Source organism: Pseudomonas sp. R3-41, assembly GCF_054161485.1.
Window position 1 is genome coordinate 787,907 of the sequence record NZ_CP096421.1, and the last position, 25,023, is coordinate 812,929.

19 protein-coding genes are annotated in these 25,023 nt (G+C 62.0%); 9 read left to right on the plus strand and 10 right to left on the minus strand.

Annotated elements, in window-relative coordinates; genetic code table 11:
* Positions 1-4 precede the first annotated feature (4 nt).
* Entirely contained in the window at positions 5-526 is a 522-nt protein-coding gene (locus M1D99_RS03595; protein ID WP_003206078.1) for a single-stranded DNA-binding protein, read from the plus strand.
* Positions 527-653: 127 nt separating this feature from the next.
* Here M1D99_RS03595 and M1D99_RS03600 read toward each other — a convergent pair whose 3' ends face one another.
* Positions 654-1,721: a LacI family DNA-binding transcriptional regulator gene (locus M1D99_RS03600; protein WP_458131373.1), complete on the minus strand. Its 1,068-nt coding sequence runs from the start codon at positions 1,719-1,721 to the stop codon at positions 654-656.
* A gap of 211 nt (positions 1,722-1,932) precedes the next feature.
* On the opposite strand from M1D99_RS03600, the gene M1D99_RS03605 reads away from it, so the two are divergent.
* Positions 1,933-3,249, plus strand: a complete 1,317-nt coding sequence (locus M1D99_RS03605) for an MFS transporter (protein WP_186707724.1) — start codon at positions 1,933-1,935, stop codon at positions 3,247-3,249.
* Positions 3,246-5,633, plus strand: a complete 2,388-nt coding sequence (locus M1D99_RS03610; protein WP_458131374.1) for a TIM-barrel domain-containing protein — start codon at positions 3,246-3,248, stop codon at positions 5,631-5,633. The genes M1D99_RS03605 and M1D99_RS03610 overlap by 4 nt, the downstream gene beginning before the upstream one ends.
* Before the next feature lie 48 nt (positions 5,634-5,681).
* Here M1D99_RS03610 and M1D99_RS03615 read toward each other — a convergent pair whose 3' ends face one another.
* Together M1D99_RS03615 and M1D99_RS03620 are read right to left on the minus strand one after the other, a co-directional pair.
* The gene (locus tag M1D99_RS03615; RefSeq protein WP_458131375.1) at positions 5,682-6,158 is read right to left on the minus strand and encodes a hypothetical protein; all 477 of its coding nucleotides are present in this window, start codon (positions 6,156-6,158) and stop codon (positions 5,682-5,684) included.
* 230 nt (positions 6,159-6,388) lie between these two features.
* Entirely contained in the window at positions 6,389-6,946 is a 558-nt protein-coding gene (locus M1D99_RS03620) for a cysteine hydrolase family protein (RefSeq protein ID WP_434574023.1), read from the minus strand.
* A gap of 98 nt (positions 6,947-7,044) precedes the next feature.
* On the opposite strand from M1D99_RS03620, the gene M1D99_RS03625 reads away from it, so the two are divergent.
* The 3 genes from M1D99_RS03625 to M1D99_RS03635 all read left to right on the plus strand — a co-directional run bounded on the left by M1D99_RS03625 (position 7,045) and on the right by M1D99_RS03635 (position 10,228).
* Positions 7,045-8,040, plus strand: coding sequence for a GlxA family transcriptional regulator (locus M1D99_RS03625; protein WP_458131376.1), 996 nt, complete (start codon positions 7,045-7,047; stop codon positions 8,038-8,040).
* 336 nt (positions 8,041-8,376) lie between these two features.
* Positions 8,377-9,480, plus strand: coding sequence for a DUF3182 family protein (locus M1D99_RS03630; RefSeq protein WP_458131377.1), 1,104 nt, complete (start codon positions 8,377-8,379; stop codon positions 9,478-9,480).
* Entirely contained in the window at positions 9,470-10,228 is a 759-nt protein-coding gene (locus M1D99_RS03635; RefSeq protein WP_250962630.1) for an alpha/beta hydrolase family protein, read from the plus strand. Before M1D99_RS03630 ends, M1D99_RS03635 begins: the two co-directional genes overlap by 11 nt.
* 160 nt (positions 10,229-10,388) lie before the next feature.
* Here the strand turns inward: M1D99_RS03635 and M1D99_RS03640 are convergent, their stop codons facing one another.
* The 4 genes from M1D99_RS03640 to M1D99_RS03655 are packed head-to-tail and all read right to left on the minus strand — an operon-like array spanning position 10,389 to position 14,407.
* Positions 10,389-11,390 (minus strand): lysylphosphatidylglycerol synthase domain-containing protein, encoded by a 1,002-nt coding sequence (locus tag M1D99_RS03640; RefSeq protein ID WP_458131378.1) that lies wholly within the window; start codon positions 11,388-11,390, stop codon positions 10,389-10,391.
* On the minus strand, positions 11,377-12,675 hold the full coding sequence (clsB, locus tag M1D99_RS03645) for a cardiolipin synthase ClsB (protein ID WP_458131379.1): 1,299 nt from the start codon (positions 12,673-12,675) through the stop codon (positions 11,377-11,379). Before clsB ends, M1D99_RS03640 begins: the two co-directional genes overlap by 14 nt.
* Positions 12,672-13,484, minus strand: a complete 813-nt coding sequence (locus tag M1D99_RS03650; RefSeq protein WP_434574032.1) for an endonuclease/exonuclease/phosphatase family protein — start codon at positions 13,482-13,484, stop codon at positions 12,672-12,674. The genes clsB and M1D99_RS03650 overlap by 4 nt, the downstream gene beginning before the upstream one ends.
* Positions 13,481-14,407 (minus strand): DUF72 domain-containing protein, encoded by a 927-nt coding sequence (locus M1D99_RS03655; RefSeq protein WP_434574034.1) that lies wholly within the window; start codon positions 14,405-14,407, stop codon positions 13,481-13,483. Before M1D99_RS03655 ends, M1D99_RS03650 begins: the two co-directional genes overlap by 4 nt.
* Before the next feature lie 288 nt (positions 14,408-14,695).
* On the opposite strand from M1D99_RS03655, the gene M1D99_RS03660 reads away from it, so the two are divergent.
* A complete protein-coding gene (locus tag M1D99_RS03660; protein ID WP_458131380.1) occupies positions 14,696-16,783 on the plus strand; it encodes a mechanosensitive ion channel family protein in 2,088 nt (695 codons plus the stop codon).
* 144 nt (positions 16,784-16,927) lie between these two features.
* Here M1D99_RS03660 and M1D99_RS03665 read toward each other — a convergent pair whose 3' ends face one another.
* Positions 16,928-21,241, minus strand: a complete 4,314-nt coding sequence (locus M1D99_RS03665; RefSeq protein ID WP_458131381.1) for a DEAD/DEAH box helicase — start codon at positions 21,239-21,241, stop codon at positions 16,928-16,930.
* Between the two features lie 284 nt (positions 21,242-21,525).
* Here M1D99_RS03665 and M1D99_RS03670 point away from each other — a divergent pair, with 284 nt between their 5' ends.
* Positions 21,526-22,410, plus strand: a complete 885-nt coding sequence (locus M1D99_RS03670) for a sugar nucleotide-binding protein (protein ID WP_053188636.1) — start codon at positions 21,526-21,528, stop codon at positions 22,408-22,410.
* Entirely contained in the window at positions 22,403-23,332 is a 930-nt protein-coding gene (locus tag M1D99_RS03675; protein WP_186707697.1) for an NAD-dependent epimerase/dehydratase family protein, read from the plus strand. The genes M1D99_RS03670 and M1D99_RS03675 overlap by 8 nt, the downstream gene beginning before the upstream one ends.
* Positions 23,333-23,537: 205 nt before the next feature.
* On the opposite strand, the gene M1D99_RS03680 is transcribed toward M1D99_RS03675, so the two are convergent.
* Both M1D99_RS03680 and M1D99_RS03685 read right to left on the minus strand, forming a co-directional pair.
* Positions 23,538-24,236 (minus strand): OmpW/AlkL family protein, encoded by a 699-nt coding sequence (locus tag M1D99_RS03680; RefSeq protein WP_186707695.1) that lies wholly within the window; start codon positions 24,234-24,236, stop codon positions 23,538-23,540.
* A 257-nt stretch (positions 24,237-24,493) separates the two neighbouring features.
* Positions 24,494-25,012 (minus strand): DUF3299 domain-containing protein, encoded by a 519-nt coding sequence (locus M1D99_RS03685; RefSeq protein ID WP_434574042.1) that lies wholly within the window; start codon positions 25,010-25,012, stop codon positions 24,494-24,496.
* Between the last annotated feature and the right edge of the window lie 11 nt (positions 25,013-25,023).

Here is a 25,023-nt window from a genome sequence, read left to right on the forward strand (position 1 = left end):
CGTTATGGCCCGTGGGGTTAACAAAGTCATATTGGTCGGTACTTGCGGCCAGGATCCCGAAGTTCGCTACCTGCCGAACGGCAACGCCGTGACCAACCTGAGTCTGGCGACCAGCGAACAGTGGACCGACAAGCAGACCGGCCAGAAGGTCGAGAAGACCGAATGGCACCGCGTGTCGATGTTCGGCAAGGTGGCCGAGATTGCCGGCGAATACCTGCGCAAGGGTTCGCAGGTGTACATCGAAGGCAAGCTGCAGACCCGCGAGTGGGAAAAAGACGGCATCAAGCGCTACACCACCGAAATCGTGGTCGACATGCAAGGCACCATGCAATTGCTCGGTGGCCGTCCGCAGGGCGACCAGCAGCAAGGTGGCAACAACTACCAGCAGTCGGCCCCGGCCCCGCGCCAGCAGGCGCCTCGTCCGCAGTCGGCCCCACAGCCACAACGCGAACGCCCGGCCCCACAACAGGCCGCGCCGCAGCCGGCTCCGGATTTCGACAGCTTTGATGACGATATTCCGTTCTGATCTGCCTAGGATTCAGTGGTATTGGTCGATGAGGCTCCTCACTCGCTGATACTTCAAGTTCGAAAAAAACCCTCTTCGCTGCAAAGCCAGGAGGGTTTTTTTCGCCCTGTGCAAAGCTGCGAATCAATCAGTCATAAATAATTTTCTGATAGACAGGCATTTGCTTGGCGCTGTGCTTGATGCGCCGCACTGAGTTGCCGGTGATGAGTTGCCCACCGAGAAGAAGATTGCCACAAGGCGATCGCGGTTCGAAAAGCTGCTGCCTCAAGACCCTTATCGCTTCTGCGCCCAACTCATCGCGGGGCACGTGAAGCGTGGTGAGCGGTATATCGTTGATGTCCGCCAGGTTGAAACCGTCCATGCTCATCACTGAAACATCCTGGGGAACCCTCAAGCCAGCATTCTGGAGCGCTTTAACGGCCCCGGCTGCCATGAAGTCACCCCCGGCCAGGATGGCAGTCGGTCGGTCGTCAGGTGCGCAGTTTTCCATGAAGGCCGCTACCCGCGCTTCGGATTCAGCACTGCCGAAACCCTCGGCAACCAATAGGTGTTTGGCTTCGATAAAATCGAGATTTTGCTCCTTCCATGCCTCACGAATTCCACGTATCCGCAGATCCATCGTGTACCGCCTGAGGCATTGGAGAGTCAGCACATTTCGGTGCCCCATCTGAAACAGATAATTGATCGAATAATGACCGATCAAAAAGTGGTCGGGCGATATCGAGGGCAGGCGCATGCTGCGATCGATGCAGTTGATCAGTACCGTCGGCTTGCTGAGATCGGCCGCCAGTTGGTGTATGTGGGGATCATCGATGCCAATCAGGATCGCCGCACCGGTGTCCTTCTGATTCATCTTTTCCAAAAACAACAATGCGTCGCTATCGACCTCTTCAAGCTCGCAGTAGCGGACTCGTACATCATGTTGCGCGACCGCCTGTGTAATGCCCTGGATAACTTTGTAGTAAAAAATATCCGAGCGTACGTTGAAGGCCCGCGAGGGCGCGAAGATGGTCAGCCCGTTGAGCAGGAAACGACCATTGGCGAGGCCCTCCATCACGCCCTGCTGACGAGCCGCCGCCAGCACTTTTTCTCTCGTGGCCGGGCGGGTATTTGATTTGCCAGCAAGCACCCGCGACACCGTCGCGATGGACAGGCCCGTCTGTGCCGCTATTTCAGCAATGCGTAGTTTCGCCACCGCGGCTTATCCATTGAGACAATTTATGTAAAAGCTTTCATAGCAGAAAAGGGCCATCAATCCTAGCGTGCTTGGGTTTCTACCAAGCAGTGCAAGATCAGAATGTAAATTTATACAGGCTTGCTTCTGTACGAGTCCTGGGCAGTTGCCATAGCGTCAAGCCTCAAATAAAAACAAAACGCCGGAAAATCCGGCGACAGGCGAAGAATTGATGACTATCGATATCGAACGCAATGCTCGACTTTCGGCCAAGCTAAAATTCATCCCGCATCTGCGTTGGTGGATGCTCTCGCTGTTTTTACTCGGCGTCACCGTCAACTACATAACCCGCAATTCATTAGGCATCCTGGCGCCCGAACTAAAAACCACCTTCAGCATGTCGACTGAACAGTACTCATGGGTGGTCGCCTCGTTTCAACTTGCCTATACCGTTTTCCAACCCATCTGCGGGTGGCTGATCGATGCGATCGGGCTCAAGCTCGGCTTCGTGATATGCGCCATCGTATGGTCAGTGATGTGCCTTCTCCATGCCGGGGCAGCGAGTTGGGTACATCTGGCGATTCTGCGTTTTTTCATGGGCGCTTCGGAGGCAGCGGCTACGCCTGCCAATGCCAAGGCAATAGGGGACTGGTTTCCAAAAAAGGAACGACCTATCGCGGCGGGCTGGGCGGGGGTTGGTTTTTCCCTGGGGGCGATGCTCGCCCCTCCCATCATCTATCTGGCTCATGTAAGCCTGGGCTGGCAGGGCGCATTTCTGATTTCCGGGGGGATCGGCCTGATATGGGCCGCCGTCTGGGGATGGCTCTACCACGCCCCCAATATCCACCCGCGCTTGTCGCCCAATGAGTTGGAGCACATCCAACAAGACGGCGAAAAAATCGGCCAGCAAATGCCATTTTTCAAAGCGTTGAAAAAGATTGGTCGGGACAAGCGGTTTTACGGTATCGCGCTTCCCGCCTTCATGGCGGAACCGGCATGGGCGGTCATGAGTTTTTGGGTGCCGCTGTATCTGGCCAACGAAAGAGGAATGGACCTCAAGCAAATCGTACTGTTTGCCTGGGTTCCGTTTCTGGCGGCGGATCTGGGCAGTATCGCCAGCGGTTATCTCTCACGCGCTTACCATCGGTTTTTCAAGTGCACCCGGGTGAACTCGATCGTCGCCAGTTCAATCACCGGCGCGTTCCTGATGTTTTCGTTAGCCGTGATGACTCAGGTAAAAGACCCCTATGTTGCGATTGCGCTTATTTCCGTCGGCGGTTTTGGCCACCAGATTATTTCCTGCATGTTAAGCGCACTGGTTGTCGAAACGTTTGATCGGGATGAGTTGGCGACGGTGAACGGAATGCGAGGTTCATGCGCCTGGATTGCCAGCTTTATTTTCTCGCTGATCATCGGTGTCAGCGTGGACAAAATAGGATTCAACCCATTGTTCATTGCGATGGGGCTCTTTGACTTTATAGGTGCATTTTTCATGATTTTGTTTATCGCCGACAGAGTGTCCAAACCTAAAGCGGTGCGTGCCCAATGAAGTCACTTAAAGTCTGGACGTTGCAGGCCCAGGAAAAAGGCTACATCGAGCTCCTGGTCGAGGGCCGACATCTCTTCAGAATCTATATCCTCGAAGACGGTTTGGCGCGTGTCCTGCTCATGCGCGCAGGCGCCTTGGCATTGGATCGGACCTGGAGCATTGCGCCCCGGGAGGACGTCGCCTGGGAGGGCCGGCCCCGCGAGTCGGTAGCGGATTTCTCTTTGCCCGCGTATCGGGTCGAAGCGTTCCAGGACCGGTTGGTACTGACGACTAAAAAACTGCGTATCACGGTAAATCGTCCGCTGTGGTTGCAGTGGGAATACCACGATGGCCAGGGCTGGAGGCCATTGGTCTCGGATCGGCCCACCGGTGCCTATGCGCTTGACGCTCATGGTGAAGGCCTGGAGCATTACCAACTGCGCGCGCCTGAACATCGCTACTACGGGCTCGGCGAAAAAACCGGCGATTTGAATCGCGCCGGCAAACGTTTTGAAATGCGTAACCTGGATGCAATGGGGTATGACGCTGCGAGCACCGACCCGCTGTACAAGCATATTCCCTTTGTCATCACGCACCAGGAACACGCCAGCTTCGGGATGTTTTATGACAACCTGAACACCAGCCTGTTTGACCTGGGTAACGAGCTGGATAACTATCACCGACCCTATCGTCGGTACAAGGCGGATGCCGGTGACCTCGACTACTGGGTCCTTGCAGGCCCGCGCATAATGGATGTGACAAAGGCGTTCGTTCGCCTGACCGGCCGCACCTTGTTCCTGCCTAAATGGAGCCTGGGCTACAGCGGCTCGACCATGCATTACACCGATGCTGAAAACGCCCAGGAACAGTTGCTGGAGTTTCTTGACCTGTGCCGTCAGCACGATATTCCCTGTGACTCTTTCCAACTGTCATCCGGGTACACCTCCATTGGCGAAAAACGCTATGTGTTCAACTGGAACCATGAAAAAGTCCCGGACCCCAAGGCGCTTGCCCAGGCCTACCGCGATGCCGGCGTCAGGCTGATTGCCAATATTAAGCCTTGTCTGCTGCAGGACCATCCGCGCTACGCCGAGGTGGCCAGGCAAAAGATGTTCATCCGCGACTCTGAACACGACACGCCGGAGCGGTCGGTCTTCTGGGACGATGAGGGCTCGCATCTGGACTTCACCAACCCGGAGGCTGTCAGTTGGTGGCAGTCAAATGTCACCTCACAGCTTTTGGAACTGGGCATCGAATGCACCTGGAACGACAACAATGAATTCGAGGTGTGGGACGGTGAGGCACGTTGCCAAGGCTTCGGGCGCGAGATAGCGATCAAACATATCCGGCCCGTCATGGCATTGCTGATGATGAGAGCGTCTCTGGAGGCACAACAGCGGTTTTCGCCATCGGAACGGCCCTACCTCATCTCACGCTCAGGGTGCGCCGGCATGCAGCGTTATGTTCAGACGTGGAGCGGTGATAACCGAACCAACTGGCAAACACTGCGCTACAACACCCGCATGGGCCTGGGTATGAGCCTGTCGGGGTTGTACAACGTGGGGCACGACGTCGGTGGGTTTTCCGGCAATAAACCGGATCCCGAGCTGTTTGTCCGTTGGGTCCAGAATGGTGTGATGCATCCGCGCTTCACCATTCACTCCTGGAACGATGATGGCACGGTCAATGAGCCCTGGATGCATCCAGCGGTCACCGATGCGGTCCGTGACGCGATCAGGCTCAGATATCGGTTGATGCCTTATTTCTACACCTTGCTGTGGCAAGCCAGTCACGCAGACGAGCCCATTTTGCGGCCTACGTTTCTTGACCACGAGCATGACCCTCAAACGTTCAAGGAAAACGACGAATTCATGCTTGGGCGAGACATCCTCGTCGCCAGCGTTGTGGCGCAAGGCGCACGCGAGCGCGAGGTTTGGCTACCCCTGAATGCGGCAGGATGGTGCGACTGGCATACCGGTGACTGGTACGAAGGCGGCCAACACGTTGTCCTGGATGCGCCTTTGGAACGGTTGCCCTTGTTGGTGCGAGGGGGCGCTGCGATACCGAGCGGTGAATGCCACAAGCTTAACGATCCCTCGCTTGATCGGCGTCGCGAGCTGGTGGTTTTCCCTGCACCTTCAGGCGCCTCCAGCGGTGTGTTGTTTGAAGACGACGGCATCAGTCATGACTGGAAAAATGGAAACTGCCTCGTTATCAAATGGACCCTTGAATATGGCCCGGACTTCATTGATTTGACGATCGCCAAGACGGGGGATTTTCGTCCAGCGTGGGAGCAGCTTGAGGTGTTCTTGAAGGTTGCGGATGCGAGAGCCTTGAGAATCAATGGTCGTAGCGGCTGCGCTTTGAAGTTGGCCGACATTCCGGAGCATAGGCCACTTCATTGATCCCCTGGGAAGGCCTGCCCTCCAGTCCAGGAGGGCAAATCCAAAAGCTCACAAATCCAGATCCAATAGCTCCTGCATCCTCTCGCCAATCGACTGCGTCAGCCACGTGGCATGGAACGCCATTTCCGCCACCGTGATGTCCGTCCGAAACCGAAGCGAAATCGGTTTGCCATCGGCTCCGGTGTAGCCGACATCAAAGTGATTCACGTTGGCAAAAGTGGTCAAGGTGTAGGGCTTGATGTAATGGATATCGCTGTAGGGGACGTTTTCTTCGGTGCTTTGCCGGGCAGGGCGACGCTGGGTGAAGGTGAGGCGTTGCTGGCGTTCGTCGAAGCAGAAGCCAAGGACTTCGGGTCCGGATGCCAGCCATTTGATCACGCAGACGGCCGCGAACGCACTGATGAACATGAGCGCGATAACCAGCGGTTCCATAATGACCTGCTTGTGAATCGGCGACAGGCCTTCGACCTTGAACAGCATCAGGGTAAACACTGCCAGCCAATAGACGGGCAGGGCCAGCAACATCCCCGCAGCGTAAATCATGGTCCCCAGGAATCCCGGCCTGGACACGTCGCTTGAGCAATCCCACGTGGGCGGGTGCCGTGGCGCTGAGGTAGCGATCGGGAAGGGCGATTCGACCAGGCGCGGCGGGCGTCTGCGTTTCATGCGGCTGGCTCTTGGGAAAATACCCGGCCATTCTCGTCGTAACGACTCGCACACGCCTAGTCATTTTCGCTTGCTGTTTATGGCTGCGCCTACGCCTGGCTGTCGCTCAGGAATTGCTCGGTACTCACCACACTCGCATAAGCAAACCCCAGCGCCGACATAAACGCCGCGTGCACGTGGGCGGCCGGGACCACAACGCCGTTGAATTCCAGATCAAGGGTCGCGCAGGCATCATGGATCACCGTGACGCCGTAACCCAGGTCCGCCGCCGCCCGCACGATGCCATCGACGCACATGTGGCTCATGCTGCCGACCACCACCAGTTGCTCGACGCCGTGTTGTTCAAGGAGGGCTTGCAGTTCGGTTTCGCGAAACGAATTGACGAAGTGCTTGAGGACCACCGGTTCGTCGGCATGGTTGAGCACCTTGGGGTGCAACTGTGCGCCTTCGGAGCCTGGGGTGAAGAAGGGCGCGTCGTCGGAAGTGAATTCGTGGCGGATGTGCACCACGCTGTTTCCGGCCTGGCGAAAGGCTTCGATCAGCCGCGCGGCGTTATCGGCGGCGGCGTCGGCACCGACCAGTGGCCATTTTCCCTGGGGGAAGTAGTCGTTCTGGATATCGACTACGATGAGCGCTTGCTTGGACATGAGGGCTTCCTCGATCAGGTTGGGTAGGGCGCCAGTATTGGCGTTTACCACCGGGTCGAGGATTGGCCGCAACGACAATAAGCGAGGGAAAACTGACAATGACGCAGCAAAGGGCAGTTGCCGAGCTTGGGGTGCTCATCTACCCCGGCGCGCAAATGGCGGCGGTGCATGGCTTGACCGACCTGTTCGCCGTGGCCCAGCGGATCGCGGCCGAGCAGGCCAGTGCACCATTGCCACGGCTGCGGGTCAGTCACTGGCAGACCGACAATGGCGAGGCGCCGCGGCGGGTCTTCGACAGCGAAACCGGTCCGGTGGGCCCGTTGGTTGCGTTGCTGATCCCGCCATCCATCGCCGGTTTCGATGAAGGCGTGGCGACGCCGGCGCTGATGGATTGGCTGCGTGCACAACATGCGGGTGGCACCGTGCTCGGCGGTGTGTGTGTCGGCTCGATCCTGTTGGCCGAGAGCGGCTTGCTCGACGGGCGCAGCGCCACCACTCATTGGACATCGGCCAAGAATTTCGCTGCCCGTTACCCGAAGATCAAGCTCAACGCCGACAAACCCATCGTCGACGACGGCGATCTGATCACCACCGCCGGGCTGATGGCCTGGTCGGAACTGGGGCTGCGCCTGGTGGACCGCCTGCTCGGGCCCAGCATCGCTACGCGCACGGCACAGTTCCTGGTGATCGAACACAGCGACAGCGCGAGCCAGTGCGGCAGTAACTTCGCGCCCATCCTTGGCCATGGCGACGGGGCGATTCTCAAGGTCCAGCATTGGTTGCAAGGCAACGGCGCGGTGGAGGTTTCCCTCGGGGCGATGGCCGAACGGGCCGGGCTGGAAGAGCGCACCTTCCTGCGCCGCTTCCGTGCCGCCACCGGGCTCAAGCCCACCGAATACTGCCAGCACCTGCGGGTCGGCAAGGCCCGGGAAATGCTGGAGTTCACCAACGGCACCATCGACCACATCGCTTGGACCGTCGGCTACCAGGACCCCAGCGCCTTTCGTGCGACGTTCAGGAAAATCACTGGATTGGCGCCGAGCGATTACCGGGCGCAGTTTGGGGTAAATCCGCCGAACGCTCCCAAGGGCTGACACTGAACCCTTTGTGGCGAGGGAGCTTGCTCCCGCTGGGGTGCGAAGCGCCCCCCCAAAGGAACTCACCGCGGTGTGTCAGTTGATATATTGGGGCTGCTGCGCAGCCCAGCGGGAGCAAGCTCCCTCGCCACAGGTTGGAGGCTGTGGCTGCAGGCTGGCATCGTGCAATTTGCGTGATGCCTGCCATGGGTCGTGCAGAATGAAACAGGCCAGGTGCTATCAATTGCGCACAATGCGCCCGCTTGGCTGACACTCATCGCTCATGTCACCGTTGGCCTGATCTCTGCACCTTCCCTTTTCTCAAGCCATCGAGCGCAGGAAAAAGGGCACCGCATGACATCAGTCAATCGCAACAAACGGGTCGTGGCCTATTCGGTCAATCCACAAGCGCCGCGTCATGAAGTCGAGACCAACCGTGCACTGGCCCAGTGGCTGGCACAGATCCTGGGATGGGAATGCGGCGACCGTCATGATTCCCAGGCCGGTCATGATCTATATCTGTTGCCCACACAAACCCTGATCGGCCCTGAAGCCTTGATGCGCCTGGGGATCAAGGGGCCGGAGGATGTGTGGGGAGGGTACGTCGAGCACGATTTTATCTGCACCAAGGCGATTACCCACGGTCTGTTGAATAAGGACGCCGTGGCGCCCAAAGGCTGGTCGCCCCTGTTTGCCAAGCTCACCCGCGGCGCGGTGCTTGATGGTGTGACCGTCTTTTCCCTCAAGGATGCGCGTCCGGCCGCCGAACATTTGCTCTACACCGGGCCGATCCGCCTCAAGCCGATCCACGCCTGTGCCGGGCGTGGCCAACGGCTGATCAAGAGCCTGGCGCAGTTCGATGAAATCGTCGCCGATCCTGACGCCCAGGCGCTGTTTCGCGAAGGGGTGGTGCTGGAACAGCACCTCAACGAGGTCAAGACCCAGAGCGTCGGCCAGAGCTTCATCAACGGCAAGGTCATGAGCTATTGCGGCGTGCAGCACCTGACCCACGACAGCCAAGGGCTGGAGGTTTATGGCGGGTCGGACCTGCTGGTGGTGCAGGGCGGCTATATAGAGTTGCTCAGGCTCGAACTGCCCGACGATGTGCGCGAGGCGGTGCGCCTGGCACAAGTGTTCGATGACGCCGCAAACCAGGCCTACCCGAGCTTTTTCGCGTCGCGGCGCAACTACGACATCGCCCAAGGCCTGGATGCCGCCGGCCAGCCCCGTGGCGGTGTGCTGGAACAATCCTGGCGCATGGGCGGGGCCAGCAGCGCCGAGCTGGCGGCCTTGCAGGTGTTCGTCGAAACGCCTGAAACCAGCACGGTGCGGGTGTCCTCGGTGGAGACCTACCGCGACCAACCGCTGCCGACCGGTGCCAGGGAGGTGTATCGCGGCGCGGCGGAAAACGGTGATTTCCTACTCAAATACGTAACGGTTCAATCCTATGACGGCTAGAAGCGAAACGATCCAGATTGCAATTGATGACGAGCATATGAACGGGACCTTCCTCAGCCCCAAGTCGAAGGTCCCTGGCGTGTTGTTTGTACACGGTTGGGGCGGCAGCCAGGAACGGGACCTGGAACGGGCCAAAGGCATCGCCGGCCTCGGTTGCGTGTGCCTGACCTTCGACTTGCGCGGGCACACCGGCGGGGCGGGGATTCCCTTGTCCCGGGTCACTCGCGAGGACAACCTGCGGGATCTGTTGGCGGCATACGACCGCTTGCTCGCCCATCCGGCCTTGGACACTTCGGCGATTGCCGTGGTGGGCACCAGTTATGGCGGTTACCTGGCCTCGATCCTGACGTCGCTGCGTCCGGTGCGCTGGCTGGCCCTGCGGGTGCCGGCGCTGTACCGCGACGAGCAATGGCACACCCCCAAGCGCGACCTGGACAAGACCGACCTGCTGGATTACCGCAGCACCCTGGTGCACGCCAGCACCAATCGCGCCTTGCAGGCGTGTTCGCAGTTCACCGGTGATGTGTTGCTGGTGGAATCCGAGACCGATACCTACGTGCCCCATGCCACGATCATGAGTTATCGGGCGGCGTGCCAGCAGACCCATTCATTGACGCACCGGATCATCGACGGCGCCGACCATGCCTTGAGCGACCCCGTGTCACAACAGGCTTACACCTCGATCCTGGTGGACTGGATCACGGAAATGGTGGTGGGAGAGCGGTTGAGCATTATTCAGGCGCGGTGATCGGGGGGTTTGTATCGTCTGTGTGGGCCTCTTCGCGAGCAAGCCCGCTCCCACGCTGGATCTACGAGAAACAAAAAATTTGTACCCGGCACAAATCCCTGTGGGAGCGGGCTTGCTCGCGAAGGGGCCCGCACAAGCAACTCATAATTCAGGCGACCCATCACTTGAGCCCCGGCTTGACCCGCAACGCCTTGGCCTTCGCCTCGATCACCAAATACATCACCACGGTAATCAGCAACGGCAAGATGAAGTAGATCGCCCGGTAGGCAATCAGCCCCGCCAGCAGGCTGCCCCGCGACACCTCGTGTTGCAACAGCGCGACGAACACCGCCTCCAACACCCCGAGCCCCGCCGGAATATGAGTGATGACCCCGGCAATGCTGCTGATCAGTAACACCCCGAGTACCACCGGGTAATCCAGTTTGCTGGGCAGCAACGTGAAGATCACCGCTGCCATCAGCGACCAGTTCAGCGCGCCCAAGGCCAATTGCAGCACCGCCATGCGTGGCGACGGCAGGTTGATTTCCATGCCGCGCACGGTCCAGGCCCGACGCTTGGAAAACCGACAGGCCGCCAGGTACCCGGCACTTGCCAGCAATAACAGCACGCCCACGCCTTGCAGTGCAGTGCTGCTGAGTTTCCAGCCCGGCGGCATTGTCACCAGGCCGCTGCTGAACACCACCCCGGCCAGGGTCATGTAGCCGAACCAGTTGGTGGCCAGGCTCAGGCCGAGGATCTTGGCGATGTTCCCGCTACTGACCCCCAGTCGCGAATACAGCCGGTAACGCATGGCGATGCCGCCGACCCAGGCGCTGAGGTTGAGGTTGAAGGCGTAGCTGATCACTCCCACCGGCAGGATCTGCCGCCAACCGAGTTTCTGGCGGATGTAGGTGCGGCCGATCAGGTCGAAGCAGGCATAGGTGATGAAACTGGTGATGGTCAGCGCGGCGGCGATGATCAAGGTGCGTACCTTGAAATCGGCCAGGGTGGCAAACACTTCGGACCAGTCGATGCGCCGGGCCAAGGCCGTGAACAGCACGATCAGCAGCAGGAAGAACGCCAGGGTCAGCGGGCGTTTCCAGCGACTCCAGCGGGATTTGGGCTTGGCCTGTTCCGGCGCATGGGCATCCCTCGGCACGGTGTGCGCTTCAGAGTGGTTCATGGGGTTCGCTCCGGACCGCCGTTGGCGGCGAAAAAGGTTTCAGACGCGGTTTGTGAGCCGGCAACCAGCCGGCCCAGGCCGGGAAATGACGCAGAAAGTGGAACACCATGAAACCGATGGTCATGCGCCACAGCAGGCCCCGGGGCGCATGGTTTTCGGGCATGGCGGTGCAGTGTTCGCGGCTCAGGTGATCGAGGCGCTCGAACAGCTCGCGGTTGAACGCCCGGTCGCGGATCAGCACGTTGGCTTCCAGGTTCAGCGACAGGCTCAACGGGTCGAGGTTGCTCGAGCCGACGGTGCTCCAGTCCTCATCCACCAGGGCGACTTTGCCGTGCAGCGGCCGCTCGCAATATTCGTAAATTGTCACGCCAGCCTTGAGCAGATAGTCGTAAAGCATCCGCGCCGCGAGCTTGGCGATCATCATGTCCGGCTGCCCTTGCAGGATCAGCCGCACCTCCACCCCGCGCCGGGCGGCATTGCGGATCTCGCGCAGCAACCGGTAGCCGGGGAAGAAATAGGCATTGGCGATCACCACCCGCCGTTTGGCGCTGCGCAGCACTTGTTGGTAGACCTCTTCGATGTCGGTCTGATGCTCGTGGTTGTCCCGGTAGACCAGGCGCACCTGGCCGTCATGGTCGCTGAACGCCAGCTCGTTGCGCCGGCTGCGGCGGCGTTGCCACCAATATTTGGCCCGGGCGGGCCGGCCGCTCTGCAACAGCGCGAAGTGATGGATATCCACCACCGCCGGGCCTTTGACCTCCACGGAATAATCCTGCTTGGCCTCGGGGCCGAAATCCCCCAGGTGGTCGGCGGAAAAGTTGATCCCGCCGATGAACGCAATCACCCCGTCCACCACCACGATCTTGCGGTGCAGGCGGCGGAACCAGTTGGTGCGGATCCCCAAGTGCCGGGGCGCCGGGTCGAACATCTGCAAGCGCACCCCGGCGTCGCTCAACGACGCCAGGAACTCGGTGGTCAGCTCACCGCAGCCGAAGCCGTCGAGGTTGACGGTGATCCGCACGCCGCGTCGGGCCGCATCCACCAGCAGATCCCGCAGTTCACAGCCGACCTTGTCCTCGAAGAGAATGAAGGTCTCAAGGAGGATTTCTTCCTGGGCACGGCGAATCGCCTCGAACACCCGTGGGAAATATTCCTCGCCATTTTCCAGCAGGATGACGCGGTTGTTGCCGTGCCAGCCGTATTCGATGTCGGCCAGCGCCGGGTTGCGTTCGGTCGGCGGCACCTCGATCTTTTCCATCGTCGCCTTGTTCATCGTCGCGCTCATAATTCGATCTCCACCGACAGCGGTGCGTGGTCGGAAAGGTGCGACCAGGGGCGTACATTCAATACCTTGGCGTGATGGGCCTTGAGGTTGCGCACATAGATGCGGTCCAGGCGCAGGATCGGCAGGCGTGCCGGAAAGCTGCGGGCCGGTTTGCCCCACTGTTCGGCGAACACCTCTCGCAGGCCACAGGGTTGGAGCAGGTCGTTGGCCTTGCCGCGCCAGTCGTTGAAGTCGCCGGCGACAATCACCGGCGCGTCGGACGGCAATTCGCTCAGGCGCTGGCAAAGCAGTTTCAATTGCTCGACGCGATGGCCTTCGCGCAACCCCAGGTGCACGCAAATGGCATGCACCTCCTGCCCTTCGCCGCCTGGCAGGCGCAACACGCTGTGGAGCATGCCGCGGCTTTCGTGGCCGCTGATGGACACGTCGAGATTCTCGTGGCGAATGATCTGGAATTTCGACAGCAGCGCATTACCGTGGTCGCCCGCCGGGTATACCGCATTGCGTCCGTAAGCGAACTGCGGCCAGAGGGTGTCGGCGAGGAATTCGTATTGCGGCATGCTCGGCCAGTTGCTGTAGCGCTGGGGATGGTGCTCGTGGGTGCCGTGAACTTCCTGGAGGAACACCACGTCGGCGGAGACACTGCGCACCGCTTCGCGCAGCTCCGGCAGGATGAAGCGCCGGTTCAAGGCCGTGAAACCCTTGTGGGTATTGACCGTCAGCACGGTGAAACGGCTGACCGGGTCGAGATCGTGGGGCCGTTGTTGGGTCGGCTCATGGGTCGCTTCGCTGTGTTCTGGACGGTTCATGGCAGCACCCCTTCGGCCGGACGCTCGCCGGGCGCGGTGGCGAGGTCCTTGTCCAGATGGAAGCGCTCCAGCAGATGACGTGCGTCGTAGGGCGCGCGGACTTTGATGTCGTTGTCGAAATAGCAGAACACTTCCCGGCTCTTGCGTGCCCGGGGTTTCTTGTCCGGGTCGATCAGGTGCGCATCGCTCGGCTGCTTGCCGTGGCTCCAGGCCTCGATCCGGTCGCCCCAGCGCTTCAACGCCTCGTCGGTGTAGCCGCTGGCGTACAGCTCCTCGGCGCCGTGCAGGCGCAGGTAGACGAAATCGCTGGTGACGTCTTCGCGATAGGGCCATTTACCGGCGGTGTCGGCGACCACCAGGGCCACGTCGTAGCGCTTGAGCAACGTGACGAAGTGCGGGTCGATAAAGCTTTCGTGGCGGATCTCCACGGCGTGGCGCAGTGGGCGTTTCTTATCCGTCTCGGTGCTGGCGTGGCCGTCCAGGCGCGGCTCGTGCTCTCGGGCCAGGGCGGCGGCGCCTTCGGTGTCGTGGGGCAGTTGCTTGAGAAAGTCCTCGAACAGCCCAGGGTCGAATTTGAAGCTGGGCGGGAACTGCCAGAGGATCGCCCCCAGCTTTTCCTTGAGCTCCAGCACCCCGGAGGCGAAGAAGTTGGCCAAAGGCTTGCGGATGTCTCGAAGGCGCTTGATGTGGGTGATGAAACGCGGGGCCTTGACGCTGAACACGAAGCCGGGTGGGGTCTCGGCATACCACTGGGCATACCGTTCGGGGCGTTGCAGGGCGTAGAACGATCCATTGATTTCGATACTGTTGACCGCTCGCGAGGCGAATTGCAATTCCCGTTTCTGGGTCAGCCCCTTGGGGTAGAAGTCCCCCCGCCAAGGCGTGTAGCGCCAGCCGGAAATACCAATGTGGATCGCCGTCATGTATCCCTCCCCGTGCCAATGACCTCGTACCGCCTGTGTCTTTTGATGACCGCCGCGCGAGCTGGAAAGTTTCGATGGTCTTACCGACGGAAGAGGGGGGACGCGGATTCTGTGGCGAGGGAGCTTGCTCCCGTTGGGCTGCGCAGCAGCCCCCAAAAAAACAGGGCCGCTACGCGCCCCAGCGGGAGCAAGCTCCCTCGCCACAGGGGTTGTATTGATCTTTCGGGCGAACTTGCCGGCCCAATATTGATCAGTTCCTTACCGCCCCGTGCAAAGGAGCCTCGTGTTTTGTCTCGATTGAGCACTGTATTGCTGCTGTTTCTGCTGGCAATGACCGGCACCAGCGCCTACGGGACCGCCGCTGTCCCTGGCACCGCCAAGCCCGACGAACCGCCCGCCGAGCCCGCGCCGTTGGTGCAGGGCGGGTTGTTGGGGGCCATCAGTTCGAGCATCGACGACGTCCAGGACAAACTCGACCTCAACCAGAGCCTGGTGGATGCCTGGCGCCTGCGGGCGGACCGGGCGGCGGACGAGGTGGACCGGCTGGTGGACCAGACGTCCCGGTCGTCCTGGCGCGTGGCGGGGGATTTCCTCTTGCTCTCCGGCGTGTGGCTGGGGACGTTTGCGCTGTTATGGGCTGGCGCGCGATTGCTGGTGCGGCGTCTCGGTCGGCGCCGTTGGTTGCGTACCCGTCAGCGCGTGCACGACCTGCTCGGTTACCTGCTGCCCTATACCTTGCCGGCGGTGGCCTGCCTGCCACTGACCCTCTATATCAGCCACTTTCTGCAAGTCTCGGTCGGTCGTGCCCTGGCGCTGTGCTTCGCCTACGCCACCAGCAGCGGTATTTTCTCCACCTCGGTGTTGCTCTGCGTGATCGTCATGTTCAACGCCGGGCACAAGCGTCGCGCGGTGGCGATCATTCGGCGCTTCAGCCCGCGGCCGTTGTTTCTGATCGGCTTTCTCGCCGCCCTCAGCGATGCCCTGACCAGCCCGCAGATCGCCCGGCAACTGGGCGGTAACATCACCAGCAGCGTCGCGGTGTTCACCGGGCTGTCGGCGTCGATGATCTTTGGCTGGCTGGTGATTCACATGCGCCGGCCAGTGGCGCACTTGATTCGCAACCGCCCGCTGGCCCAGCGCTTGAAACAGCCGGCCTTGCAGGAGTCGCTGCGGATTTTCTCCGGGCTCTGGTACTGGCCGATCCTGCTGATGGTGCTGGTGTCGGCGGTGAGCCTGATCGGCGTCGGCGAGGACAACCAGAAAGCCCTGCGTTGTGCCTTGTTCACCACCATCCTGCTGATCGCCACGGTGTTTCTCAGCACCGTGTTCCAACATGTCTTCAAGTCGCCCAAGGCCGAAGCCATCCAGCGCAACAGCGCCTACAAGGGCCGTTTGCTGAGTCTGCTGCACGCCTTGCTACGCATCGTCATGGCGGTGGCATTCATTGAAATTCTCGGACGAATCTGGGGGATATCCCTGTTCGAATTCGCCTCGCGCAATGCCATAGGTCGGGCGATCAGTGATTCCTTGAGCCGCATCGGCCTGATCGTCCTGATGACTTGGCTCACCTGGGTGGTGCTCGACACGGCGATCCAGGAAGCCTTGAAGCCGCCGTTGAACAAGCGCGGCGCGCGCCAGCCCAGCACCCGGGTCAAGACCATCCTGCCGCTGTTGCGCAACGCCGCGAAAATCATCCTGGTGGTGATTTGCGCTATCACCACCATGGCCAACCTGGGCATCAACGTCGCACCATTGCTGGCCGGTGCCGGGGTGGTGGGGCTGGCGATCGGTTTCGGGTCCCAGCAACTGGTGCAGGACGTGATCACCGGGTTGTTCATCATCATCGAAGACACGCTGTCCATCGGCGACTGGGTGGTGCTCAGCTCCGGCCACGCCGGCACCGTCGAAGGCCTGACCATCCGCACCCTGCGCCTGCGCGACGGCAAGGGGTTCGTGCATTCGGTGCCGTTCGGCCAGATCAAGGCCGTGACCAACCAGTCCCGGCAATTCGCCTTTGCGTTCTTCTCCGTGCAATTCACCTACGACACCGACGTGGACGAGGCCATCGAGTTGATTCGCGAAGCCGGGCGTTCGATTGCCGAGGACCCGTTCCTCAAGTTCAACCTGCAAGGGCCGCTGGATGTGTTCGGCGTGGACAAGATGGACCTCAACGGCGTGGTACTCACGGCGCAGTTCCGCACCGTGTCGGGTGGGCAGTATGCGGTGAGCCGGGCGTTCAACCAGCGGCTGAAAAAGCTTGTGGATAACCACCCGGCGGTGCATTTTGCGCAGACTTATCCACAGCAGGTGGTGATGCCGAAGCGGTTGATGGATAGGCGGCAGGAGGGAGATGGAGCACTTGATCAACCTCAATAGCTGCTGAATGTTGTAATGGGGCTTATGGCCTCTTCGCGAGCAAGCCCGCTCCCACACTGGATCGAGAGTGAACACAGAGTCTGAGTACACAGGAGGTCCAATGTGGGAGCGGGCTTGCTCGCGAAGGGGACAGCCCAGGCACCCTCAACCTTTCTGAATGAGCTTGTTCCTCAGTTCAGCCATCCCTTGAACATCCAACTCCACCCAAAGCTGCTGCTTGCCGGCAATCAGCGCCGCCACCGGCAACCCATCCCGGTAAACCAGCCGATTACTTGCCAGCGCCGGCACTTTTGCCCCCGGCAGCAAGGTGCCGGCCAGGTTCAGCGGATCGACCCCGCACACCGCCACCAGGCTGCCGTCAGTCGGACGGCGGCGGGTTTCGCGCAGCAGCGGGATGGCTTCGGGCAGGGCGAATTGCTCGCCCGCCAGGCCGCTGACAAAACGCCCGCCGCGAATCTCGCCCCGCGCCTCCAGGCGATGAAAGGTGCGCAGCAGCTCTCGCCAGCTCGGCAGCCAGTCGGCCTCGCGCTCCAGCAGGCGCCAGAACACCACGCCGTAACGGCGCAGCAAAGTCATGGCGATGTGCTCTAACGTCTCTGGTGCGGTGGGCACGGGGCGGTTGCCCTCCACGGGGGCGGGTGGGCTGCGGCGCAACAAGGCCCAGCGTCCGGCGTCGTCCATGCCGCCGACAAACGCGCCGCGCCCGCGCCGGCTGCTACGGGCCTGGCGTTTGCTGGCCGGCGTAATCAGGGCGCGCAAGCCGGCAAAGCTGTCGGCATTCACCAACCCGGCGCCCACCAGCTCCTGCAAGGCGATTTCCAGTTCGCTGCGCAGCAGGTGGGCTTCGTGGACCAGCTCATCGAAAAACAGCGCGCCGTGTTCACTGAGGGCCTGATGGACTTTTTGCGTCTTGGGCGACAGCTCATCCAGGGGCACTTGCCCGGCCAGGCTGCTCCACAACGCCACCTGACCGCGGGGCAGCAACACCACCGGCGTGCTGCGCAGGGCCGTGGCAGACGGTTTCTGGCGCGCGCTCAGGCGCGTCCATACCCATTTGCCACTGCGGCACAGTTCATCGAGCCAACTGGGCGAATAATCCTTGATCCGCCCGGGCAACAGGTCGCTGTCCCAGGCTGACGCGGCGGCCGGGTAGCCTTCGAACTGGCTCAGGATCGACGGCAGCACGGCATTGCCCCGGCCCTGAGTGGACGAGGACAGGTGCTGCCAGTCGAACAGGAACCGCATGAAGTCCTGCAACATCACCGGCTCGATTTCCCGGCGCAGGCGCTTGACCGTGTAGCGATGGATCCGCGCCAGCAGATGCCGCTCGCACCATTCCTCCTGCCCGGTGCCCGGGGTGAACCGCCCGCGCAGCACGTAGCCTTGCTGCTCAAGCTGCGCCAGGGCTTGGGTGGCCTGTGGAGTCGACAACCCCAACGGGTAAGCGATGGCCTTCAACGGCAACGGGCCAAAGGCGCTGAGGCGGGCGCGGAGCACTTCCACCAGGGCTTCGTCGCTGTCCCAGGCCTCATCGAAACCCGCCAATGGGGCAAGCGCCGGTTGCCACCGGGCCTGTGGATAAATGGCTTGCAAGCAGGTCAGGCGTTCCAGCGGCACCCACAAACCACGCTCGGCGCTGATCTGCAGGTGGCTGGCGCGCCCACTCGCCGCCAATGCCTGCAACCAATCCAGCCACGGCACGTGGGCGTCGACTTCGCTGTCGGCGATGCAGGCCAGGCTCATCAAGGCTTCATGCATCTCATCGAGATTGGCCGGCGTCGGCCAGGCCTCATCCCGGACCGATTGGATGGCCTCGGCGTCCAGCGCGCCCAGGTCGTCGGTGGCCTGTGGATCGCTCCAGCGCCGGTTGATCACCGCCTGGGTCCGCCGTTCTTCCAGTGGCGCGTCGTCGAGAAAGGTGTAGGGGCGGGCGCTGAGGATTTCCGCCGCCAGCGGCGAAGGCGCCGGCAGGTCGCGGCTGATCAGGCGCACCTCGCCCGCTTCCATGCGCCGTAACAATGCCAGCCAGCCTTCGCTGTCCATGGCTTCGTGCAGGCAATCGTCGAGGGTCTGCTCCACCAGCGGGTGGTCGGGGATTTCCCGCTCGCCGGCGAGGTTTTCCAGGCAGGCGATCTGGTCTGGAAACACGCTGGCGATCAGGTCTTCGCTTTTCATCCGCTGGATTTGCGGGGCGACTTTGCGCCCGCCGGTGTAGCGCGGCAACGCCAGGGCCACGCCAGCGTTCCAGCGCCAGCGCACGCCGAACAGCGGCGCATCCAGCACTGCCTGGACCAGGGTCTGCTCGGCGCTGTGGCTGTTGAGGTAACGCCAGACTTCGTCCAGTTCGAAGCTGTGGCTGGTGGACAGCGAGAGCACGATGGCGTCCTCGCTGGCGGCGGCCTGCAATTCGAAGTTGAAGGTGCGACAGAAACGCTTGCGCAAGGCCAAACCCCAGGCGCGGTTGATGCGGCTGCCAAAGGGTGTGTGGATGATCAGTTGCGTGCCGCCGGACTCGTCGAAAAACCGCTCCATCAGCAACGTGTCCTGGGACGGCAGCGCGCCGAAGGCCAGGCGCGCCGGGGCCAGGTAATCGACCAATTGTTCGGCGCTGGCGAGGTTCAGGCGCAAGGTGCTGGTCAGCCAGTCGAGGGCTGGTTGCAGGTGGCCCGGCGTGGCGGCCAGCAGGTAGTCGAGCTGGGCTTGCAGGCGTGCCACGGCGAAAGACAATTCGGCGCTGCGCCCCGGGGCCTCGCCGAGCCAGAACGGGATGGTCGGCGGTTGGCCCTGGGCGTCCTCGACCCGCACGCGGCCGGTCTCGACGCGAATGATGCGGTAGGAGGTATTGCCCAATTGGAATACGTCGCCGGCAATGCTCTCCACCGCGAAGTCTTCGTTGACGCTGCCGATGTTCAAGCCCTGGGGTTCGAGCAGCACGCTGTAGTCGGCATTGTCCGGAATGGTGCCGCCGCTGGTCACCGCCGTCAGCTTGCTGCCCCGGCGCCCGCGCAAGGTCCGGGTCACGGCGTCGCGGTGCAGGTAGGCGCTGCGCACGCCCTGGCGGCCATTGAGGCCTTCGGCGAGCATTTGCAGCAGCGCCTGGTAATGCCCTTCGTCCAACTCGGCGTAAGGCGAGGCGCGGCGGAAGGCTTCCAGCAGCGCCTGTTCCGACCATTCCTGGCAACTGACTTCGGCGACGATCTGCTGGGCCAGCACGTCCAGCGGTGCCTTGGGGATGTGCAGGATGTCCAGTTCGCCTCGGCGCACGCAGTCGAGCAGGGCGGCGCACTCAATCAAGTCGTCGCGGGTGGTGGCGAACAGGCGCCCCTTGGGCGTGCCGCCGACCTGGTGGCCGGAGCGTCCAACCCTTTGCAGGAACGCCGAGATCGAACGGGGTGAGGCAATCTGGCAGACCAGGTCGACGTCGCCGATATCAATGCCCAGCTCCAGGGACGCGGTGGCGATCAGTACCTGCAGTTCACCGCGTTTCAGGCGTTGTTCGGCGTCGAGGCGAAACTCCTTCGCCAGGCTGCCGTGGTGAGCGGCCACGGCGTCCTTGCCCAGGCGTTCGCTCAGGTGTCGGCTGAGGCGTTCGGCCAGGCGCCGGGTGTTGACGAACACCAGGGTGGTGCGATGTTCCCGGGCCAGTTCGGCGAGGCGGTTGTAGACCAGTTCCCACACGTCGTTGGCCATCACCGCCGACAGCGGCACCGGTGGCACCTCGATGTCCAAATCGCGGGGGCGGGCGTGGCCGATGTCGACGATGTCACAGGCGCGTCCTTCGCCGACGAGAAACCGTGATACCGCTTCGATGGGTTTCTGCGTGGCCGACAAACCGATGCGCATCAGCGGTTCGGCGCACAAGGCTTGCAGGCGCTCCAGGCTCAAGGCCAGGTGGCTGCCGCGCTTGCTGGCGGCGATGGCGTGGATTTCGTCGACGATGACCGTGCGGGTGCTGGCGAGCATCTGTCGGCCAGAGTCGGAGCCGAGCAGCACGTAGAGGGATTCAGGCGTGGTCACCAGGATGTGCGGCGCGGTCTTGCGCATCGCCGAGCGGTCTTTTTGCGGCGTGTCGCCGGTGCGCACGGCGGTGGTGATCGGCAAGGGCGGCAAGCCCATTTTCTGCAGCTGTTCAGTGATGCCGGCCAGGGGGTTCTGCAGGTTGATCTGGATGTCGTTGCTCAGGGCCTTGAGCGGCGAGACATAGACCACCAGGGTCTGGTCCGGCAGGCCGCCTTGTTCCAGGCCACGGTGCACCAGGTCATCGAGCACGGCGAGAAACGCCGTCAGGGTCTTGCCCGAGCCGGTGGGCGCCGCGACCAGCACCGAGCGACGCTGGCCGATCAACGGCCACGCCTGGGCCTGGGCGGCCGTGACCGCCGGGAAGGTCTGGCTGAACCAGGCGCGAACGGCGGGGTGAAAGCCTGCCATGGCGTGGTTGGCTGCAAGGGGCAGATTCATGTGGGCAGTTTAGGCGGGTGGGGTGGGGAAGATGCAAGTACCGTCGGGTATCTCTATCGCCTGCCAGTGCCCCTTCGCGAGCAAGCCCGCTCCCACATTTGGAATGCATTCCCCTGTGGGAGCGGGCTTGCTCGCGAAGAGGCCCTTGAAGTCGGCCAAAACCCAGGATCTGCACATTGCGGATGACGGTTGCGCACTAAACCCGCAAAATGCAACGATTCCGACAACGCCTGCGGGCGTTATCGACCAAATTCTTGTGCCAATAGACTGGGCCTGCTGACTTTATGCGAATGCGCCTTATGTTACTGGGCGGCGGAAATGCCCTTGGGCAGGCGCTGATTCGCCTCGGTGCAGAAGAAGACATCGGTTTTCTTGCCCCCCGCCCGCCCGAAGACGGCTGGGATGCCGCGAGCCTGACGCAACTGCTCGACGATACCCGTCCGGACGCCTTGATCAACCTGGCGTACTACTTCGACTGGTTCCAGGCCGAGGCCGTCAGCGAGCAGCGCCTGGCCAGCCAGGAGCGCGCTGTCGAGCGCCTGGCCGAGCTGTGCCAGCACCACAACATCGTCTTGTTGCAACCGTCCAGCTATCGCGTGTTCGATGGCTCCCGCGCCACGGCCTACAGCGAAAAGGACGAGCCGGTGCCCTTGGGCGTGCGTGGCCAGGCATTGTGGCGGATCGAGCAAAGCGTGCGCGCCACCTGCCCGCAACACGTACTGCTGCGCTTCGGCTGGCTGCTGGATGACAGCGCCGACGGTATCCTCGGCCGTTTCCTGGCCCGGGCCGAACAGCCCGAAGAGCTGTTGCTGGCGGACGACCGTCGCGGCAACCCGACGCCGGTGGACGATGCGGCGCGGGTGATCATTTCGGTGCTCAAGCAGCTCGATTGCGCGGCGCCGCTGTGGGGCACCTATCATTACGCCGGGCACGAGGCGACCACGCCGCTGGCGCTGGGCCAGGCGATCCTCACCGAAGCCCGCGCCCTGCATCCGCTGGCCATCGAGTCGCCCACCCCCCAGGCCCACGCCGCTAGGCCGGACGCCGCGGAAGAACCGCAGCATGCGGTGCTGGCCTGCAAGAAAATTCTGCACACTTTCGGGATCAAGCCCCGCGCCTGGCGCGCGGCCCTCCCGGGCTTACTGGATAGGTTTTATCGCCATGGCTGAAGGCCCTGTTTTAATCACCGGCGGTGCGGGTTTCATTGGTTCGCACCTGACCGACGCCTTGCTCGCCAAGGGGCATGCGGTGCGGATCCTCGATGATCTGTCCACTGGCAAGCGCAGCAACCTGCCGCTGGACAACCCGGCGGTCGAACTGATCGAAGGCGACGTCGCCGATGCCGCGCTGGTGGCCCGGGCCATGGCCGGTTGCAGCGCCGTGGCGCACCTGGCGGCGGTGGCTTCGGTGCAAGCCTCGGTGGATGACCCGGTGCGCACCCACCAGAGCAATTTCATCGGCACCTTGAATGTCTGCGAAGCCATGCGCCAGAGCGGGGTGAAACGCGTGCTGTTCGCCTCCAGCGCGGCGGTCTATGGCAACAACGGCGAAGGCGAGCCCATCGACGAAGACACCCCCAAGGCCCCGCTCACACCCTATGCCTCGGACAAACTGGCCAGCGAGTTCTACTTCGACTTCTATCGCCGCCAGCACGACCTGGAGCCGGTGGTGTTCCGCTTCTTCAACATCTACGGCCCGCGCCAGGATCCGTCCTCGCCATATTCGGGCGTCATCAGCATCTTCAGCGAACGGGCGCAGAAAGGCCTGCCAATCACCGTGTTTGGCGACGGCGAGCAGACCCGGGACTTTGTCTATGTGGAAGATCTGGTGGACTTGCTGGTGCAGGCCATCGAGAAGCCCGAGGTGGAAGTGGGCGCGGTGAACGTCGGCTGGAACCAGGCCACGACCCTCAAGCAGATGCTCCAGGCCCTGGCCGCCGTGGTGGGCGACCTGCCGCCGATCAGCTACGGCCCGGCGCGCTCCGGCGACATCCGCCATTCCCGGGCGGACAACCATCGGCTGTTGCAGCGCTTCAACTTCCCACAGCAGACACCGATGAGCGTAGGCCTGGCGCGGTTGTTGGGGCGCTGAGTTTCATGGTCACAAAAAGGCGCCTTCTGGGGCGCCTTTTTTGTGAGTCATGCATCACTGTTGTGGCAAGTGAAACCTGTGGCGAGGGAGCTTGCTCCCGCTCGAGCGCGAAGCGGTCGCACATTCTTTGGGTCTGCTTCGCAGCCCAGCGGGAGCAAGCTCCCTCGCCACAGGGTGTGTAGTCATCTCACCATTGCGTAGGGGCTTAGAACTTGTAGCCCAACCCCACCATGTAGACGAACGGATCCACATCGACGTCCACCTTGGCCCGGGTGCCGCCGGCCACGGCGTTGTTGTCCACATAGGCGGTGGTGTCGATGTCGATGTAGCGGATCTGGCCGTTGATCATGATGTTGTCGGTCAACATGTAGTCGGCACCGACTTGCCACGCCATGCCCCAGCTGTTGCTTGCGCGAAAGTTGCTGAAACCGTTGGCGCTGGCGTCGCTGCCGACGTGTTCGTCATAGATCCAGGTGTAGTTGATGCCCGCGCCGACGTAAGGCTGGAAGGCCGACTTGGCGTCGAGCGGGTAGTAGACCAGGCTCAGGGTCGGCGGCAAGTGCTTGAGAGTGCCGAGCTTGCCATTGGCCGCGCCCAGGGCGGTGCCTTTGAGCTTTACGTCGTGCTCGAACGGCGAGGCCGCCAGCAGTTCGATGCCCAGGTTGTTGGTGATCATGTAGGCGAAGTTCAGGCCCAGTTGCGTGTCGCTGCTCATGGTCGCCTTGCCACCCAGGTCGGCGCCGGCCAGGGGGCCACGGTCGACCTTGACGCTGGAGCTGTCGGCGTCCGGGTTGACGGTGATCGCACCGGCGCGAACGATGATGTCGCCGGCGGTATGGGCCTGGGCGAGCGGGGCCGCGAGGGCGAGGGCAACGAGGGACGCGCTGAGCAAGGACTTGTTCATGGGGGCTCCAAAGGGCATCGAAATTTGATGTCCCATGGTACGAAGCCGTCTGGCCCGGTCTTTTGACACAGCTCAATGAGTCAGGGGGTGTTTAATTGACTCAGCTCAATGAAATGATGATGAGTCAATTTCGAGGGCCCTTTCGCGAGCAAGCCCGCTCCCACAGTTGACCGCATTCCTTCTGAAGAAACCCGATCACCTGTGGGAGCGGGCTTGCTCGCGATAGCTATCTCATCAACAACCCATCACCACCGGATTCAATCCGGCAGCTCATACACATAAATCTTCTCAGCCTCCATCTGATACCCGGCATCGGCCAGTTCACTGGTGGACGGCTTGACCTGCATCGGCCCCTCGACCCAGTACGGTTGGTACAGCTCATCGAGCTTGACCCCGACTTCGCTTTTCACATGCACGATCTGGTTCGACGGCGGTGGCGGCACATGGATGCAGGCGCCGAAATATGGCACCAGCAGGAAATCCGTGGTGCGGCCTTCCTCGCTGACTTCCAGCGGCACGATGTAGCCCGGCAAGCGAATCTGCTGGCCGTCGAGGGCCTTGACCACCGGGGCGTTGGGCAGGTCCTGCTTGGCCGCGGGCGCGGCTTCGGCGGCCAACGCATCACTCATCTTCGACAGGTCATGCAGCGGCGTCATGTTCGGCACTTCCGGCGGTGCGTCCGGCGGGATCATTTCCGACCAGGCCAGGTCCCTCGGCTCGGCCGCCCACAACGGCAGGGTGACCATCATCAACAGCGCTAGCAGGGCGCGGGGCATTTTCAAGGTCC